Source organism: Arcticibacter svalbardensis MN12-7 (assembly GCF_000403135.1).
Taxonomy (GTDB): domain Bacteria; phylum Bacteroidota; class Bacteroidia; order Sphingobacteriales; family Sphingobacteriaceae; genus Arcticibacter; species Arcticibacter svalbardensis.
In genome coordinates this window covers 25132-41177 of record NZ_AQPN01000022.1, presented here as the reverse complement: position 1 = coordinate 41177, position 16046 = coordinate 25132, and the positions used below count along the sequence as shown (strand labels likewise).

At 38.9% G+C, this 16046-nt stretch carries 14 protein-coding genes; 8 read left to right on the top strand and 6 right to left on the bottom strand.

The window, feature by feature from the left end:
* Positions 1-145 precede the first annotated feature (145 nt).
* A complete protein-coding gene (locus ADIARSV_RS02920) occupies positions 146-373 on the bottom strand; it encodes a hypothetical protein (RefSeq protein WP_040298909.1) in 228 nt (75 codons plus the stop codon).
* 143 nt (positions 374-516) lie between these two features.
* Between ADIARSV_RS02920 and ADIARSV_RS02915 the strand changes: the two genes are divergently transcribed.
* Positions 517-1989: an SDR family oxidoreductase gene (locus tag ADIARSV_RS02915; protein WP_016193870.1), complete on the top strand. Its 1473-nt coding sequence runs from the start codon at positions 517-519 to the stop codon at positions 1987-1989.
* Here ADIARSV_RS02915 and ADIARSV_RS02910 read toward each other — a convergent pair.
* Positions 1986-2333, bottom strand: a complete 348-nt coding sequence (locus ADIARSV_RS02910; protein ID WP_016193869.1) for a hypothetical protein — start codon at positions 2331-2333, stop codon at positions 1986-1988. The genes ADIARSV_RS02915 and ADIARSV_RS02910 overlap by 4 nt on opposite strands.
* Positions 2334-2552: 219 nt before the next feature.
* On the opposite strand from ADIARSV_RS02910, the gene ADIARSV_RS02905 reads away from it, so the two are divergent.
* From ADIARSV_RS02905 to ADIARSV_RS02895, 3 genes are read left to right on the top strand one after another with little or no spacing between them, the layout of a single operon-like run.
* Positions 2553-2882, top strand: a complete 330-nt coding sequence (locus ADIARSV_RS02905; protein ID WP_016193868.1) for an ArsR/SmtB family transcription factor — start codon at positions 2553-2555, stop codon at positions 2880-2882.
* A gap of 31 nt (positions 2883-2913) precedes the next feature.
* Positions 2914-3402, top strand: coding sequence for a GNAT family N-acetyltransferase (locus tag ADIARSV_RS02900; protein WP_016193867.1), 489 nt, complete (start codon positions 2914-2916; stop codon positions 3400-3402).
* Positions 3399-3842 (top strand): arsenate reductase ArsC, encoded by a 444-nt coding sequence (locus tag ADIARSV_RS02895; RefSeq protein ID WP_016193866.1) that lies wholly within the window; start codon positions 3399-3401, stop codon positions 3840-3842. The genes ADIARSV_RS02900 and ADIARSV_RS02895 overlap by 4 nt, the downstream gene beginning before the upstream one ends.
* A gap of 197 nt (positions 3843-4039) precedes the next feature.
* Here the strand turns inward: ADIARSV_RS02895 and ADIARSV_RS02890 are convergent, their stop codons facing one another.
* The 3 genes from ADIARSV_RS02890 to ADIARSV_RS02880 all read right to left on the bottom strand — a co-directional run bounded on the left by ADIARSV_RS02890 (position 4040) and on the right by ADIARSV_RS02880 (position 5706).
* Positions 4040-4330 carry a chaperone modulator CbpM gene (locus ADIARSV_RS02890; protein WP_016193865.1) on the bottom strand — a complete coding sequence of 97 codons (291 nt, stop codon included), beginning with the start codon at positions 4328-4330 and terminating at the stop codon, positions 4040-4042.
* Between the two features lie 9 nt (positions 4331-4339).
* Entirely contained in the window at positions 4340-5251 is a 912-nt protein-coding gene (locus tag ADIARSV_RS02885; protein ID WP_016193864.1) for a DnaJ C-terminal domain-containing protein, read from the bottom strand.
* 140 nt (positions 5252-5391) lie between these two features.
* On the bottom strand, positions 5392-5706 hold the full coding sequence (locus ADIARSV_RS02880; protein ID WP_016193863.1) for an HPF/RaiA family ribosome-associated protein: 315 nt from the start codon (positions 5704-5706) through the stop codon (positions 5392-5394).
* 312 nt (positions 5707-6018) lie between these two features.
* On the opposite strand from ADIARSV_RS02880, the gene ADIARSV_RS02875 reads away from it, so the two are divergent.
* Both ADIARSV_RS02875 and ADIARSV_RS02870 read left to right on the top strand, forming a co-directional pair.
* The gene (locus ADIARSV_RS02875; RefSeq protein ID WP_016193861.1) at positions 6019-7236 is read left to right on the top strand and encodes an exonuclease SbcCD subunit D C-terminal domain-containing protein; all 1218 of its coding nucleotides are present in this window, start codon (positions 6019-6021) and stop codon (positions 7234-7236) included.
* Between the two features lie 2 nt (positions 7237-7238).
* Positions 7239-10901, top strand: a complete 3663-nt coding sequence (locus ADIARSV_RS02870) for an AAA family ATPase (protein WP_016193860.1) — start codon at positions 7239-7241, stop codon at positions 10899-10901.
* 145 nt (positions 10902-11046) lie between these two features.
* Here ADIARSV_RS02870 and ADIARSV_RS02865 read toward each other — a convergent pair whose 3' ends face one another.
* Positions 11047-11742, bottom strand: a complete 696-nt coding sequence (locus ADIARSV_RS02865) for a family 43 glycosylhydrolase (protein WP_016193859.1) — start codon at positions 11740-11742, stop codon at positions 11047-11049.
* A 150-nt stretch (positions 11743-11892) separates the two neighbouring features.
* Here ADIARSV_RS02865 and ADIARSV_RS02860 point away from each other — a divergent pair, with 150 nt between their 5' ends.
* Together ADIARSV_RS02860 and xseA are read left to right on the top strand one after the other, a co-directional pair.
* Positions 11893-14712: a M16 family metallopeptidase gene (locus tag ADIARSV_RS02860; RefSeq protein WP_152439750.1), complete on the top strand. Its 2820-nt coding sequence runs from the start codon at positions 11893-11895 to the stop codon at positions 14710-14712.
* Between the two features lie 7 nt (positions 14713-14719).
* On the top strand, positions 14720-16045 hold the full coding sequence (gene xseA / locus ADIARSV_RS02855; protein WP_016193857.1) for an exodeoxyribonuclease VII large subunit: 1326 nt from the start codon (positions 14720-14722) through the stop codon (positions 16043-16045).
* Position 16046 lies beyond the last annotated feature (1 nt).

Here is a 16046-nt window from a genome sequence, read left to right as displayed (position 1 = left end):
GTCAAAAAAAAGCCCCTGCTATAATGAGTATAGCAAGGGCACCTAAACCTTATCGAATATATTAACGTAGAAACTTACCTTTTGGTTTCAACAAAATGATTTATTTTTAATTATTTTTAGAATTGTCTATCTAAAGCTGATTTCTTTATTTTTCGTTGCTGCTTTTTTTGGCCTTCTTATCATAAAAGGGAGCAGTAGCCGCCAGAATTAAAAAGATCACGATAAAAGCATAGATGGTTGCATTACTGTGTCCCGAGTTTGATCCCGCTGTATTGCTTAAATCACTATCCACTACATTCACTGCAAATGAAGAGTATGATACAGAAGTAATTAGCAAGAAAGTGTAAAGTATTTTCTTAAATAATGATTTCATGGGTTTGCTTTGTTTGAGTATTCAAATGTATCAATTAAACTTTTTAACAGAAGTATTTTTAAGCATATTAATGTAATAAGATGCTTTTGCCTAACAAAGAATTCATTGCATTGTTATAGCTATGATATAGATTTTAAGTTTTTATGAAATTATTGATCACAGGTGCTAACGGCTACATCGGAACCCGGTTAATTCCATTATTATTAAAAGATGGGCATGATTTAGTCTGCATGGTACGCGATAAAAGACGTTTCATACAAAAAGTAGATTTGTCTGAACACGTTCATATCATCGAAGCAGATCTTATTTCCGGTAAGGGGCTGGACCAGATTCCCCGCGATATTGAAGCCGCTTATTACCTGGTGCATTCTATGTCATCTCCTAAAGGCGATTTTAGCGATACAGAAAAAACATCAGCGGAGAACTTTTCTCAGGCTATGGATTCGACTAATTGCAAGCAAGTGATCTTTTTAACCGGTATCGTCAATGATAAAAAGCTATCAAAACATCTATCATCCCGTTTGGCTGTAGAAGATGTACTCAATAAAAGCAAAGTTCCATGCACTGTTTTGCGTGCTGCCATTATAATTGGTTCTGGAAGTGCTTCGTTTGAAATTATCCGCGATCTGACAGAGAAACTTCCTGTCATGGTTGCCCCCAAATGGGTTCTTACACGATGTCAGCCTATAGGGATCCGTGATGTACTTCGTTATCTGACAGGAATTCTGCATAAAGAGGAGAGTTACGGGAAGGCCTTTGACATAGGAGGACCCGATATTCTGACCTATCAGCAAATGCTCCTGATCTATGCTGCATCAAGGAATTTAAAAAGATATATTCTCAACGTACCCTTTCTTACTCCCAAGCTATCCTCTTACTGGCTCAATTTGGTAACCTCAGTTCCGTTTTCTTTAGCCAGTTCACTGGTAGAGAGTATGAAGAACGAAGTGGTTTGCCACAACGACCTTATCAAGAAAATCATACCAGGCGATTGTCTGACCTACAGAGAGTCTTTAAAATTGGCCTTTGTTAAAATAGAACAAAACTCCATTGTCTCCAGCTGGAAAGACGCTTTAAATAAAGGTTACCTCGAAACAACTTTCATGAACCAGGTAAAGGTGCCTCAAAACGGTACAGTGAGTTCCAAAGTGAAAGTAGTATTCAAGCGAAACTCCAATGAAGTGCTGGATAATATTTGGGGAATAGGTGGAAACCGGGGATGGTATTATCTAAACTTTCTATGGAAACTGCGCGGTTTTGCTGACAAAGTAGTAGGAGGGGTAGGTATGAGGCGAGGACGGCGCAGTCCTATTTCCCTTCTTGCCGGTGATACCCTTGATTTTTGGCGTGTATTACTAGCTGACAAAGAGAAAAGGCGACTCCTGCTTTATGCCGAAATGAAGTTGCCTGGCGAAGCATGGCTGGAATTCTGTATAGATAAGTCGGATCCTAGCGGAAATACCCTGATACAAACGGCTACTTTCCGTCCAAGGGGACTATGGGGCCGTTTATACTGGTATGCGATGTGGCCCTTCCATTTGTTTATATTCAAAGGTATGGCCAATGAATTGATCCGGTATCAACCTAAGCTCTTAAAACAAAATCCCTCGGGTTAAGGCTTTTGTTTTAAAGGCAAAGCTTCTTTTTTTCGTTCAATTTCCACTTCAACCAATTCTGCCTCATGTTCTTCAGCAGCAGCTGCGGTAGCATAATTTAGTTTTCTGAAGCGCCATATTGCGAAAGCAGGCTCTTGATTCATGTTAATGAGCTTGAAAAACTTTGGAATATTATAAATTTCTTCTAAAAGTACGCCTGTTACAATGCCTTTATTATCCAGGATCTCCCTGATTGTATATTCTTTATCTTTAGTAACCCAAATCTCGAAATCGCGTCTAATCTCCTCCTTTTTATTGGCGTCAATAAGCGCATTAATGCAAATTACTTTGTCTCCTGGTTTCATGTCTTTAAAACGCTTTTTAAGTAAAAAATAATATACAAAAATAAACACGTTTTGTAAGTAAACAAGCCGGAACGAAAATTAATTGAATGTCAAGCTGTTTTAAAATTTGGTGTACTGATTTAATATATCCGGTTATTTATGCTATTAAAATGGATACTTTATAAATCAGTGTATTACATTTGATTTCATTATTATTTAATCGTAATATTGCAATGCGTTATGGGACTTACAAAAACAGAGATCTTCACAGAAGAGCAGAATCAGCTTGCCACTATGTTAAAAGCAATGGCCCATCCTGCCCGGATAGCTATTCTACAATCTATTATCAAGGCAAATAGTTGTATCTGCGGCGATTTAGTCGACGAGTTAGGACTAGCACAACCCACTATCTCGCAGCATTTAAGAGAATTAAAGAATGCAGGAATTATTCAGGGAACGATAGAAGGAGTCAAGGTATGTTATTGCATAGAGCCCAAAGCCTGGAACTTGCTGGCAAAAGAAATGAATGTATTCTTCAATTCTTATCAGGATCCAAAGGGATGCTGCTAACAAAATGATAGCTAGTCGATAACTTTGTATTATGATCATCAGAGAATTACTCGTACAGGACTGGCCACAGGTCAGGGAAATATATAGCCAAGGGATTCTTACAGGCAATGCAACCTTTCAAAAGGATGTACCGACCTGGGAGGAATGGGATGCCAGTCACTTGTCTAATTGCCGGTTGGTCGCTTTAAAGGATAGTACAATCACTGGCTGGGCAGTATTATCACCCGTGTCCTCCAGATGTGTGTATGCAGGAGTGGCTGAAGTAAGTATTTATGTGTCCTCTGCTTTTTCCAGACAAGGGATCGGTAAGTTGCTGATGAATCAACTGATTGCCGATAGTGAAAAACATGGGATCTGGACACTTCAATCCGGGATCTTTCCGGAAAATACCGCCAGTATAGCACTTCACAAAAAAACAGGATTTCGGGAAGTGGGTTACAGGGAAAAAATAGGTCAGATGAATGGGGTGTGGAGAAATTCCATGTTACTAGAACGAAGAAGCCAAACCGTATTTATATGAAAAAAGTATTAGTATTATGTACAGGCAATAGCTGCCGCAGTCAGATTGCCGAAGGATATTTAAGACATTTTGCTGGCGATACTGCAAAAATATATAGTGCAGGGATAGAGACACATGGGGTTAACCCAAAGGCAATTGAAACCATGAAAGCGGATGGGATAGATATTTCGGGTCATACCTCAAATAACGTAAATGAATACCAGGATGTCGAGTTTGACTATGTGATTACTGTATGTGATAACGCCAAGGAAAACTGTCCTTTTTTCCCTTCAAAAGCGGTTAAACTTCATTGTGATTTTCCCGATCCGGCTAAGACAAGTGGAACAGAGGAGGAAGTAAGGAACCTATTTAATGAAGTACGGGATATGATCCGTGAGTATGCCGAACGATTTGTTCAAGTGTATTTAAAGGGTGAAGCAATGGGTAAGGAGAAGGGGTAATAACTTGTTTGATGGCTTCTGACTAGGGAGCCATATTTGTTTAAAGCTCATGGTGAAATGGTATAACACGAGAGTAAAATACGGTTTATACGTCAGAGCTTATAAATCATCTCGGGTAGAAAATCTTAAAATGATTAACTGTAATATCAGAGGGGCTGAGAAGTAATGCCCGAATATTTAAAATAAACAAAAATAACCTATTCATAAAAATGGAGTTTGTTTTTCATACTCTCCATCTCTTCCCGCATTTCCTGCATGCGTTGAAGAAGATTTACAATCGCATCTATACCTGCAATATTTATTTCCAGGTCCTGGTGAAGCCTTGTCATTTGTTCGAGTTGCTGCAGTTGACTATGCGAAATGAATTTTTCTTCCTCTACCAGTTGAAGGTCGAGTAGACCCGATTCTTCCAATAAAAGGATAAAAGAGTAGTCAATTTCATGATAGGTGCAAAAAACGGTTGCTTTAATTAATTCTTCTGTTGCCATTTTCTTCAATTATAATTGAGCAAGTTCTTTAAATAATTCTTTTTGTTTATCGGTCAGATTTACCGGTATTTGAATAGAATAGGTGACATAAAGATCGCCAAATACGTTTTCACTTTTATATATCGGTAACCCTTTTCCTTTAAGCTTAATTTTTGTTCCATTCTGTGTTTCCGGTTTTACCTTCACTTTCACTTTCCCATTTAAAGTCTCGGTAACGATCTCTCCACCTAGTATAGCAGTGTAAAGATCCAATGGAACGGTGCTATACAGATCTTTGCCATCTCGTTTAAAGTGAGGGTCATCCTGAATTAGAAATGTAATCAAGAGATCTCCAGCAGGTCCATTGTTCGCACCGGGTGCTCCATGCCCTGTGATTTTAATTACCTGACCATTTTCTATACCGGCTGGAATAGTAATTCGGATGCTTTTACCGTTTACAGACAAGGTCTGTTTATGTGTTTCGACAGTATCCAGCAAACTTAAATGAAGTTCGGTCTGATAGTCCTGACCACGATATTTGGCCTGCCTTTTATTACCTGATGCTCTATTACCTCCAAACATTGATTGAAAAAAATCAGAAAAATCTCCACCTTGACCAAATCCATCAAAATCATAACCTCCCGTGGCATTGGTTCCTCCTGAAGTCCCCGGGTTATACGAAGAACCTCGCTGCTGTGCCTGTTCATAGGCTTCAGAGTTTTGCCAATGTTCTCCATATTGATCGTACTTTTTGCGTTTTTCTTTATCGCTCAATACCTCATTGGCTTCATTTATCTGCTGAAACTTTAAATTCGCTTCTTTATTATCAGGATTAAGGTCAGGATGGTACTTGCGGGCTAATTTACGGTAAGCGGTTTTTATATCTTTATCTGTAGCGTTCTTTTCAACACCAAGTAATTTGTAATAATCAATATAAGCCATAATATAAGGTTCCTTCTTATTGAACGTTTTATTTAAAACAATGGTGTTTATTAAATTAAAAAGTTTCAGGACTAACCAGGATTATAAAAGGATGGAAAATTATGAGAATTATCCATCAAATATTTTTAAATATTGTTGAATTAGTGGCTCTTTAATTTTCCAACTACGGTATCAAGGGCTGCTTTTAGCTTTGCCACAGCTCCTTTAACGGCATGTTCTGTACTGTCTCCCTGACCGGTTACAGCAATAGGCTGTAGTCCCTCAAGACGTGCTTCGATCATGCAGCGTTTATCGTTGGGCCCTTCTTTACTTCCGTTTTCATCGGAAATATGAACTTCTAATCTTGTAATGTGATCAGTGAATCTGGTTAATTCATTAGTAATTAAGGTAGTTAACGAAGCATCAAATTTTTCGCTTACGGTTATATTTTTGTCTGTATTAAATAAGATTGTCATGGTGTTAAATCTAAATTGTTTTATTGTTATTAGTTGAAATTATGTTTTGACAAATTGTACTATATAGTAAAGGAATAAGCAGGTGTTATGTTTGACTTGTTAATGTTTGCCAATGTAGACATAATTTATGATTAGGCTAAATCATGGTTGTATTTGATCGGTAAATTCAATCTTTTTTTCCAGGAATCCCGAATATTCACAGGGCCAATACTTTCTTTAATGATCTCGATTGGGAAGCTAAGTTTTTTAATAAATCTAAAAAATGAAAAATTGTATGCGTAAATAGCGATCATATCACGAAGTTTGTTTTATATGAAAGTCCTTCATACCGCCGACTGGCATTTAGGTAAAAGATTAGAACAGTGTGAACGAACAGAAGAGCATCAGTATTTTCTGGATTGGCTGATTGAGGAACTCAATAGCCATTGCATTGACGTGCTTATTATAGCGGGCGATATATTTGATACAGGCAGTCCTTCCAATGCCTCATTGCAGCAATACTATAATTTCCTGTGGAAAGTGAAGGGTACCTGTTGCCGGGAAGTGATTATCATTGGCGGCAATCACGATTCGATCAGTACATTAAACGCCCCTAAAGAGCTGTTGCGATTTTTTAATATTCATGTCATAGGAGGGGTTCCACCTGATATTAATGATCAGATCATTCCGATCAGAAATGCACAGCAGGAAATACAATTAGTGATCTGTGCCATTCCCTTTTTGCGTGACCGCGATGTACGGCTTTCTGTGGCTGGGGAGTCTTCCCTTGATCGTGAAGCACGGATTAAACAAGGCATTTGTGCGCATTATAATAACTTCCGAGAGCATATTACCACATTCAAACAACAAGGAATCCCTGTCATTGCTACAGGGCATCTCTTTGCTGCTGGATCCAGTACATCTGATAGTGAGAAAGAAATACATGTTGGAAACCTGGGACAGATTTGTGGTGATCAGTTTCCGGAAGAATTCAATTATGTGGCCCTGGGGCATATTCACCGTCCCCAGATTGTCAATAAAATGAATCATGTACGTTATTCCGGATCACCAATTCCATTAAGCTTTTCGGAGACAGAGGATCATAAACAAGTGCTTATTCTTGAATTTGATCAAACGCAGAACCTGCATATTGAGGAGCTGATCGTTCCTTCCAGCAGGCGGCTCATTCGTATGAAAGGAAGTATGGATGCCATAAAAAAACAGATTGATTTGCTTGAGGATCAAGCACTCCGGTTTCCTGCCTGGATAGAGCTACAAATTGATACCGATAAATTCATTAATGATCTGGATGAGCAGTTGGATCAACTGAAAAAAAATAAACCTTTTATAGAGCGCTTCTTTCCGCGGCAGATTAGGAGCCGACAAAGTCAAAGTTTGAATGAACAACAGATCATAGCTAGCGCTTTGAATGAGCTTGATCCTAAAACTGTTTTTTTGAAACGCTGTGAATCGGAACTTCCCGATGCAGATTACACCGATCTGATGCACATGTTTAATGAAGTGTTGGAGCATATGGATCAAAAAGATTAATAATGAAGATATTAAGTGTACGCTTTTTGAATTTAAATTCGCTTAAGGGTGAACATCAGATTCGCTTTGATGAATATCCCTTTACTGAAAGTGGTCTATTTGCGATTACAGGACCTACAGGTGCCGGCAAAACGACTATTCTTGATGCTATTACAGTAGCGTTGTATGGCCGTGTACATCGTCACGATCGCGATGTATCTGAAAATATGACACGCCATACGGCAGAGTCATTTTCAGAAGTTGAATTTGAAGTAAAAGATAAATCATACCGCGCTAAATGGTCGCAAAGAAGGAGTAGGGGTAAGGTAGAGGGCACACTTCAAACGCATAAAATGGAGCTTATTGATCTAAGTTCTTCTGAAGTCATTATCAATCACCCATTGGCAGAGGTATTACAGTATATTGTAGATCTATGCGGATTAGATTATAACCAATTTTTACGTTCGGTGATGCTTTCGCAAGGCGACTTTACGCAGTTTTTGAAATCAAAAGAAAATGAGCGGAGTGAACTGTTAGAACGCATTACAGATACGGCGATTTATTCAGACATCTCCAGATATGTGTATGACCGGGCGAGAACTGAAAAGGATAAGCTTGAAAATCTAAAATTGCAGCTCAATAGCACTGAATTATTATCTGATGAGGAAATAAAGGTACTTCAGCTTTCCCTCGAAGAACTCATTGTTGCAGATAAAAACATAAGAACTTCTCTGCAGGAAGTGAATGTAAAGCGAAACTGGCTTTCAGGCCTTGTTAAACTCAGCGCGCAACAGATCAACCAGAAACTATCTTTAGATGAACAAACAGCCTTATACCTGCAGCATGAGCAAGATTTCGAACGGCTGGCATCTCATCAGGTAGCAGAATCGTTTAGGCCAGCTCTTAGGGAAATAAAAACCCAAACGGAACAGCAGATAATCAAACAAGCTTCATTAGATCAATTGGAACTTGATTTTCCCGTTATTCTGGAGCAGTTAAAAAAGGCGCAGCAAGATCTTTTACTTGCTAAAAAATCAGCTGAACAACAAGAAAGTGTGTTAAAGGAAGTGGAACCTTTATTACAGGAAGTGTCGCGCAAAGATGCTGCTATAGAGGTAATTAAGGGGCAGTTCCTTCGCACCGAATCTTTACTCCATGATGCAGAAAAAGAGCTTGATCTGAAGCAGAAAGAACAAGAGCAGCGATCTGTCGAATTACTAAAAGTAGAAGGCGCTATCAAAGAGCTGGAAGATTGGATTTTGAACAATCCTCACGATCAGGATCTTGATAAAGCGATTCTCCTGTATGAACAGTATCGAAAGGAGTTATTAACTGCGGAAAGGTTGCTTCAGATCAACTCATTAGGTATTACAAATGCACTGAATGAAAAGAAAAAGATAAATGAATTTTCAATAAGCACAAATAAAACAATTGAGGGTTTAAAACAGGATTTAATCATTAAAACAGATAAATTAAATTCTTATCAACAAAAAGTAGCCCAAGGTCAGCCTTTAGAGGAATTAGAAGTAATTGCTTCCGGTTTACCCTCCATCATCGGGATTTGTCAGGGTCAACTTAAACTTGCCAAAGATATCTCCTTATCCAAACAAAACAGCAAAGACTTAAATAAGCAGCTAAACGAATATCAGCAGTCTTTTGATACTAAGAACAATCTTATAACTGGCTTACAACAGGAAAAAACGGCGGCTGATCTGATCCTGGAGGATTATAAAAGAAAGGTAGAAATTGAATTACGGATCCAGAATTATGATGCGGATCGTGATCAGCTCCAGGTAGATCAACCCTGTCCATTATGCGGCTCTACCGAACATCCTTTTGTGCATGGTCATTATAAAAGTAGGGTCAATCTGGCTGAACAGGAAAGAGATGTGCATGCACTACGAGTCAAGAAATTAACAGATTTAGTAAATGGAGCCAGTCTTGATGTAAAAGGGTTGAGTGTCAACTTATCAACCACTAAAGATCAACTAAAAGCACTTGAAGACCGTCTTTCAAAGCAAGAAGAAGAGTTTACTTCGCAAAATAAGTTATTACCCGTTTCGCTTTCTTTAGATAAACCAGCCGTAATTGAAGCGGTTATTGATAAAAAGAAAAACGAGCTGGATGCGCTACAGCAAAAGATTAAGACATTAAGGGAATTACAAAAGACGATCGCTCTTTTCCAATCAGCCTGTGTTGATACTCAGCATGCCATTGAAAACAATGGCACACGATTAGAATCCAGCTTGATTCAGTTCAAGCAGGTGGAAGATCAAATGCTGAAACTGCAAAATGATACGGAACAAATCAAGGCAGCTTATGTAACGGCAGAAAATCAGATCAAAGACCTTCTAACTCCCTTCAAACTAACCGGTACTGGTGCTGAAATTAGTATTACGCTGAATGAAAGGGCAGATCAGTTTCGCACAAATACGCGTTCCGTTCAGACCCATATACTTAAAAGGACTGAGCTGGCATCCTATCTGGAAAGTACCAAAGAGGCTATCCTGGAGAAAAAGCTCCTCTATGATCAGCGGTCAAAAGCCTTTAATCAGGAAAAGAACCAATTGAGTGTTCATACCTCGGAACGAACAGAGCTTTTTGGGGATAAGAACCCTGATTTGGAACGCGAGCGTCTAACCGGTTTATTGCGGATGGAAAGAGATCGGGTAGAAAAACTAAGGGCAGTAGAAAATGGCTGTACGGCAACCTTGCAGATTACAGAAACAAAAATAGGGCAGTATCAAACCGACTTAGAACAGCTCCGTGTACTTATTGATCAATCCACTCTACAACTTAAAATCAATCTGTTAGAAAAGGGAATTCCTTCTCTTGAAGAGCTAAATGCTTTGTTTCTTGATCCTTCCACAGCTGAACGTTTATCTGCATTAGAGAAAGGTATAGCTACGTCCATTGCAACCGGGAAGCAAGTCCTGAAAAGCACTTTAGATGAACTTCTTACAGAAAAAAACAAAAATCTAACTACACTTTCTGATGAAGAACTTCATGAACAAGCAGAGTCTTTTGGGGAATTGACCTCTTCATTAAACCAGCAGATGGGTGTAACTAAACAAAAACTGGATGAAGATACCCGTTTGAAGTTGAAATCGAAAGATTTAGTCGAACAGGCAAAGGCCCAGAAGTTTGAATATGACAGATGGCAAAAAATGTCTGTATTAATTGGCTCAGACAATGGAAGGCGGTTTAGTAATTTTGCTCAGGGTTTAACACTTGCCCGCCTAACAGAACTAGCAAATATTCACCTCATAAAGCTCAGCGATAGGTATCAGATTCTTAAAACTCCGGCTAAAGATCTGGAAATTCAGATAATAGACGGTTATCAGGCAGATGTAGTGCGACCAATGGCCACACTTTCAGGTGGTGAAAGCTTTTTAGTGAGTCTGGCTTTAGCACTTGGATTGTCTGATTTGGCAAGTCGCAAAACCCAAATTAACTCCCTGTTCATTGATGAAGGTTTTGGGACATTGGATGCCGATACCCTGGATGTGGCAATTTCAGCATTAGAGAACCTTCAGGCGAATGGAAAGACCATTGGCATTATCTCTCACGTGGAAGCCCTCAAGGAGCGTATAGCTACCCAAATTCAGGTTGGCAAGCAACCGGGTGGAGTGAGTACCATTAAGGTGATTCATTATGGCACAGAAGTATCAGGCATATCTGCCTAGTTAAAGTCCATTTTAAGCACTTTATGTAATAGCCTTAACCCTTCTGAAGTCATAAACACACGTTTAATGGTGCCATCTTTATTGTAACAATTCATCTATACATACCGAACGGTGAAAACTACCTGCATTCGCAGATAAAGCACCATTATGATAAAAAAATAACTTTTGCCTTTAAAGTCAATGATGGCCTGATGAATCGTATTTGAATTACCTGCTTAATGGTATTTATCCGGCCGTCAAGCTCAATCATATTCGGTTTAAGCTTAGCATAGTAACAGGCCGTATTTCTCCAGAAAAGATAGGCTTGTCCCTGATCGTCAATAATAACTGTAGGATCAATGTCGTCCCAGGAGATAGATGCTGCTTTAGTCATGTCATTGGTAATAATAGCAGAGCCGCGGGCATCTTTGAAAGGACCGGTAGGACTATCCGATACGGCTACACCGATTGATTTGACATGAATAGTGCCGTGTTCCACTGCTACATACCAGTAAAACTTCCCATTACGTTCGATTACCTGCGATGCCCATGTATCATCTTGAGCCCATTTAAAATCAGTTACTCGTAAAGGTATCGGATGTTCCGTCCAATTTACCAGATCTGAAGATGAAAAGCATAACCAATCGTGCATCACATAGCTACTTTTCCCTGCCGGAGCTACATCGTTGCCTGTATAAATATAAACCTTATCTTTATAAACTATCGCCGCAGGATCTGCAGTATATTTGTGTTTGATAATAGGATTTCCATTTGATTTGAAAGTGGTATCCTTTAAATTAATCTGATTGTTTGAAGCAATGGACTGGAGGCTTAATAAGGATAGCGGGCCAAAGATGATCAAGTTAAATTTTTTGATTATACATACAGACAAGTAGTGATTTACGTTTAAACTTTGGTTAATAACTCTTGTAAAGATAATGTTTTTAAATTAGTGTCATAATGACCTTTGATAATAAATACTTAATTGATCTTATCCCAATTTATATTGCAGATGAACTATCTTAATCGAATCATTTTTATGCTCGTAGCACTGGTTATGAGCTCTTTTTTTGGATCCGCACAGACGAAAATACCACTCGATGCGCAGGTCCGAACCGGTAAATTAGCCAATGGCTTTACCTATTATATCCGTAAAAATACTGAGCCCAAAAATCGTGTGCAACTGTACCTGGCTTTAAAAGCCGGTTCAATTTTAGAGAATGACACACAACAGGGGCTGGCGCATTTTATGGAGCACATGAGCTTCAATGGCACCAAAAACTATCCTAAAAATGAATTGGTTAATTATCTGCAAAAGTCTGGTATTCGTTTTGGCGCAGATTTGAATGCTTATACCAGCTTTGACGAAACTGTTTACCAATTGCCACTTCCTACAGACGACCCTGAACTGCTTAAAAATGGTATGCAAATTATGCGCGACTGGGCACAGGATGCCTTACTTGACCCCTCCGAAATAACCAAAGAAAGAGGAGTGGTTCTCGAAGAAAAGCGTTTAGGAAAAGGAGCACAGGAGAGAATGCAGAACAAGTATCTTCCGGCTATCTTAAATCAATCACGATATGCAAAACGTTTACCTATTGGAACGGATGAAGTATTAAATAACTTTAAACCTGCTACATTAACACAGTTTTACAAAGACTGGTACCGTCCTAATTTGCAGGCATTAATTGTTGTAGGAGATATTGATGTGGCTCAGATGGAAAAAATGATCAAGGATAAATTCTCTGATCTTAAGAACCCCGCTAATGCCCCCAAAAGAATAGAGTATAAAATCCCTTTGCTTAATAAAAATCAGTTTATTGCCGTAACGGATAAAGAAATGCAGTATACCGTTGCGCAAGTGATCATCAAACATCCTGGAACTGAAATCATCACCACAACTGATCTTCGGAACAGTATCATCAGATCCCTATATAATCAAATGATGGATGCCCGCTTTTCCGAATTGATGAAACAGGCTGATCCTCCTTTTCTTCAGGGCGGAAGCGATATCGGCAATTTCCTTGCTGGTCTTGATGCTGCAACTGCTGTAGTGGTAGCTAAACCTGGTGAACTTGAAAAAGGATTTAAGGCCGTATTTACAGAGCTGGAAAAGGTCAAGAAATTTGGTTTTACCTCCACTGAACTGAATCGTGTTAAGGAAACCTACCTAACCGGAATGGAAGCCGCTTTAAAAGAAAAAGATAAAACCAGTTCTGAGAATTATGTACAGGAATACGTGCAGCTGTTTTTAAAAGGATCTGCTAGTCCCGGTATTGAATATGAATACAACTATGCAAAAAAGACACTCCCTGGGGTTTCCCTTGCAGAAGTGAATGGATTGACCAAAAGGTACCTCACCGATGTAAACCGTGATGTAATTATTATGGCACCCGAAAAAGATCTTGCAAGTTTGCCTAAAGAAGCTATCGTTAATTCCTGGATTAAGGACGTTACAAATTCAAATGTTCTGGCATATATAGACCAGATATCCGATAAACCGTTAATGGATGTTAAACCTCAGCCAGGAAAGATTGTTGCGGAGAAAAAGGATGATAAGGTAGGTTTTACAGAATTGACTCTAAGTAATGGAGTAAAGGTAATTTTAAAACCTACTGATTTTAAAAATGATGAGATCCTGATTAATGCCTTTAGTCCGGGTGGTACCTCTTTATACCCTGACTCTTTATATGAATCTGCCTCTTGGGCCAGTGCCTTAGTTGCGAGAAGTGGTTTGGCTTCTTTCAATTCTATTCAACTACCTAAGTTATTGAATGGAAAGCTGGTATCTATAAACCCATATATCACCGAAAGGACAGAGGGTATTGCCGGATCTTCTGCGCCTAAAGACCTGGAAACAGCTTTTCAGCTGATTAACCTGTATTTTACACAACCACGCTTAGATCAGGAAATTTTCCAATCTGTTATTCAACAGCAACGAGGTGCATTGGCTAATCGTTCTGATGATCCAAATAGTGTGTTCAGTGATACGATATCCGCTGTAATGGGAAATCATAATGTGAGACGCACCGGACCTACTCTTGAAAAATTAAACCAGGTTAAGGCAGATCAGGTGCTTAAAGTGTATAAAGATCGTTTCGCTGATGCGGGTGACTTTACCTTCAGCTTTGTTGGTAATTTTGACATTGAGAAAATTAAACCTTTGCTCGAACAATATCTGGGATCTTTGCCTACAACAAAAAGAGTTGAAGAAGCCAGAGATTTAAATATTAATGCTCCCTTAGGATTGCTTGAGAAAAAGGTATACAAGGGACAAGAACCTAAAGCAACTGTTCGTTTGGTATTCGGTGGATATTATACCTACAACGCAGAAAATAATAATCAAATAGACGCCTTAGCAGAGGTATTGCAAATTAAATTAATTGATCGTTTGCGTGAAGAGGAAAGCGGTGTTTACAGTCCGGGTGCAAGAGCCAGTTATACCAAGTTTCCAAAAAACAAATTTTCCTTTACGGTATCCTTTGGCTGCGGTCCCGAAAATGTAGATAAGCTGATTGCTGCTACGCTCGATGAGATTAACAAATTGAAAACAAATGGTGCACAAGCATCAGACATAGGAAAATTCCTTGCTGAAGAAAAGCGGAGTACCGAAGTACAGCTTAAGCAAAATGGTTTTTGGTCAGGGTATCTATCATCTTCTTATCAATTACAGGAAGATCCGGATCAAATTCTTACTTATGTAGAGGCATTAAAAAAGGTTACGCCTGAAAGCTTAAAAGCAGCAGCTAATACCTATTTAAGTGGTAAAAATCTGATCAAATTAATTCTTTTGCCAGAGGATAAAACGACTGCTAAGACAAAACAAAACTAAAGTACACATGCAATCTTACCTCAGTCTGCAACAATTTCTCCTTAACATCCAGGGAAAGCTCAAATATTCTTTCCCTGAAAGTTATTGGATTAAAGCTGAACTGGCAGGGGTACGCAAGGTAGGCAGACATGTCTATTTTGAACTCATTCAGTTAAGTAGCGGACAAAAGGTTGCACAAATAAGAGGTACTGCATTTTACGGAGAGGGCACCCAGGCTATTGCAGACTTCGAAAAGACTACTGGTCAGAAGTTTGCTTATGGAATTAAGATAGGACTTAGGGCCACAGTAAACTACCATCCCGTATATGGATTGAGTTTAAATCTTTTGGAACTGGATGCTGAACTTACAATTGGAGGTATTGAGCTTCAGCGTAAACAAACGCTGGAGCGATTACTTCTTAAAAATCCGGGTGTGATTCTGCTGAGGGATGGTATTTATTCGACACCAAATAAACTGTTGCCCATTCCTTTAGTTATTCAACGTGTAGCAGTGATCACTTCTTTATCTTCAGATGCTTTTGCCGATTTCATGCATTGTATCAAGAATAACGATCGTGACTATCGCTTTCATACCGACATATATGAGGCACTGGTGCATGGTTATTCAACTACAATATCTATCATGGAGGCAATGGATCAAATTTTAGCCTCAGGTAAAAAGTATGATGTTGCGGTTTTAATCAGGGGAGGAGGGGCACCTGCTGATTTTCTACCTTTTGATGACTATGACCTGGCGCTTCGCATTGCGACATTTCCAATCCCTATATTGACGGGTATCGGGCATCAAATGAATCAGGGAATAGCAGATTTCTTTGCCAGGATCCACATGAAAACACCCACCATGGCTGCCCAGTACATGATAGATTACAATGCTCAGTTTGAAAGCAGGCTTAATTTATTGTCTGAATCAATCAATAAAACCGCCATGTCATTGTATGTTTCGCGTAACAATCAGTTTTTAATGCTCCAATCTAAATTATTTTCCATTACGAAGGAGGCCTTACAAAATAAGACGTTCCAGCTGTCTCAAGTGGAATCTAATTTAGTTCCATCCGTGTTTCGGGTATTGAAAAATGAGGCGCTGAAGCTTGAGCAGAAATCTTTGCAAATTAGTTTTCGATTGCCTTTTTATTTTACTGCAATGCAGAAAAATCTGTTATACCTGCAAGACCATATTCAGAGCTTAAGTCCGCAAAGACTTCTCAAACGAGGTTTTGTGTTAATCAAGAAGAATGGCACTTATGTCGTTAATGAGAAATTAAACCCAGGGGAAGAGATAGAAATTATTCAAGAAACCAGCAGTTACGAGGCTGAAATAATAAAAAAACTATAAT

Coding starts and splice junctions, on each gene's coding strand:
- ADIARSV_RS02910 (WP_016193869.1), bottom strand. CDS start 2,333: ATGAAACCAGGAGACAAAGTAATTTGCATTAATGCGCTTATTGACGCC.
- ADIARSV_RS02880 (WP_016193863.1), bottom strand. CDS start 5,706: ATGACAATCTTATTTAATACAGACAAAAATATAACCGTAAGCGAAAAA.
- ADIARSV_RS02875 (WP_016193861.1), top strand. CDS start 6,019: ATGAAAGTCCTTCATACCGCCGACTGGCATTTAGGTAAAAGATTAGAA.
- ADIARSV_RS02900 (WP_016193867.1), top strand. CDS start 2,914: ATGATCATCAGAGAATTACTCGTACAGGACTGGCCACAGGTCAGGGAA.
- ADIARSV_RS02895 (WP_016193866.1), top strand. CDS start 3,399: ATGAAAAAAGTATTAGTATTATGTACAGGCAATAGCTGCCGCAGTCAG.
- ADIARSV_RS02905 (WP_016193868.1), top strand. CDS start 2,553: ATGGGACTTACAAAAACAGAGATCTTCACAGAAGAGCAGAATCAGCTT.
- ADIARSV_RS02915 (WP_016193870.1), top strand. CDS start 517: ATGAAATTATTGATCACAGGTGCTAACGGCTACATCGGAACCCGGTTA.
- ADIARSV_RS02920 (WP_040298909.1), bottom strand. CDS start 373: ATGAAATCATTATTTAAGAAAATACTTTACACTTTCTTGCTAATTACT.
- ADIARSV_RS02860 (WP_152439750.1), top strand. CDS start 11,893: ATGAACTATCTTAATCGAATCATTTTTATGCTCGTAGCACTGGTTATG.
- ADIARSV_RS02870 (WP_016193860.1), top strand. CDS start 7,239: ATGAAGATATTAAGTGTACGCTTTTTGAATTTAAATTCGCTTAAGGGT.
- ADIARSV_RS02885 (WP_016193864.1), bottom strand. CDS start 5,251: ATGGCTTATATTGATTATTACAAATTACTTGGTGTTGAAAAGAACGCT.
- ADIARSV_RS02890 (WP_016193865.1), bottom strand. CDS start 4,330: ATGGCAACAGAAGAATTAATTAAAGCAACCGTTTTTTGCACCTATCAT.
- xseA (WP_016193857.1), top strand. CDS start 14,720: ATGCAATCTTACCTCAGTCTGCAACAATTTCTCCTTAACATCCAGGGA.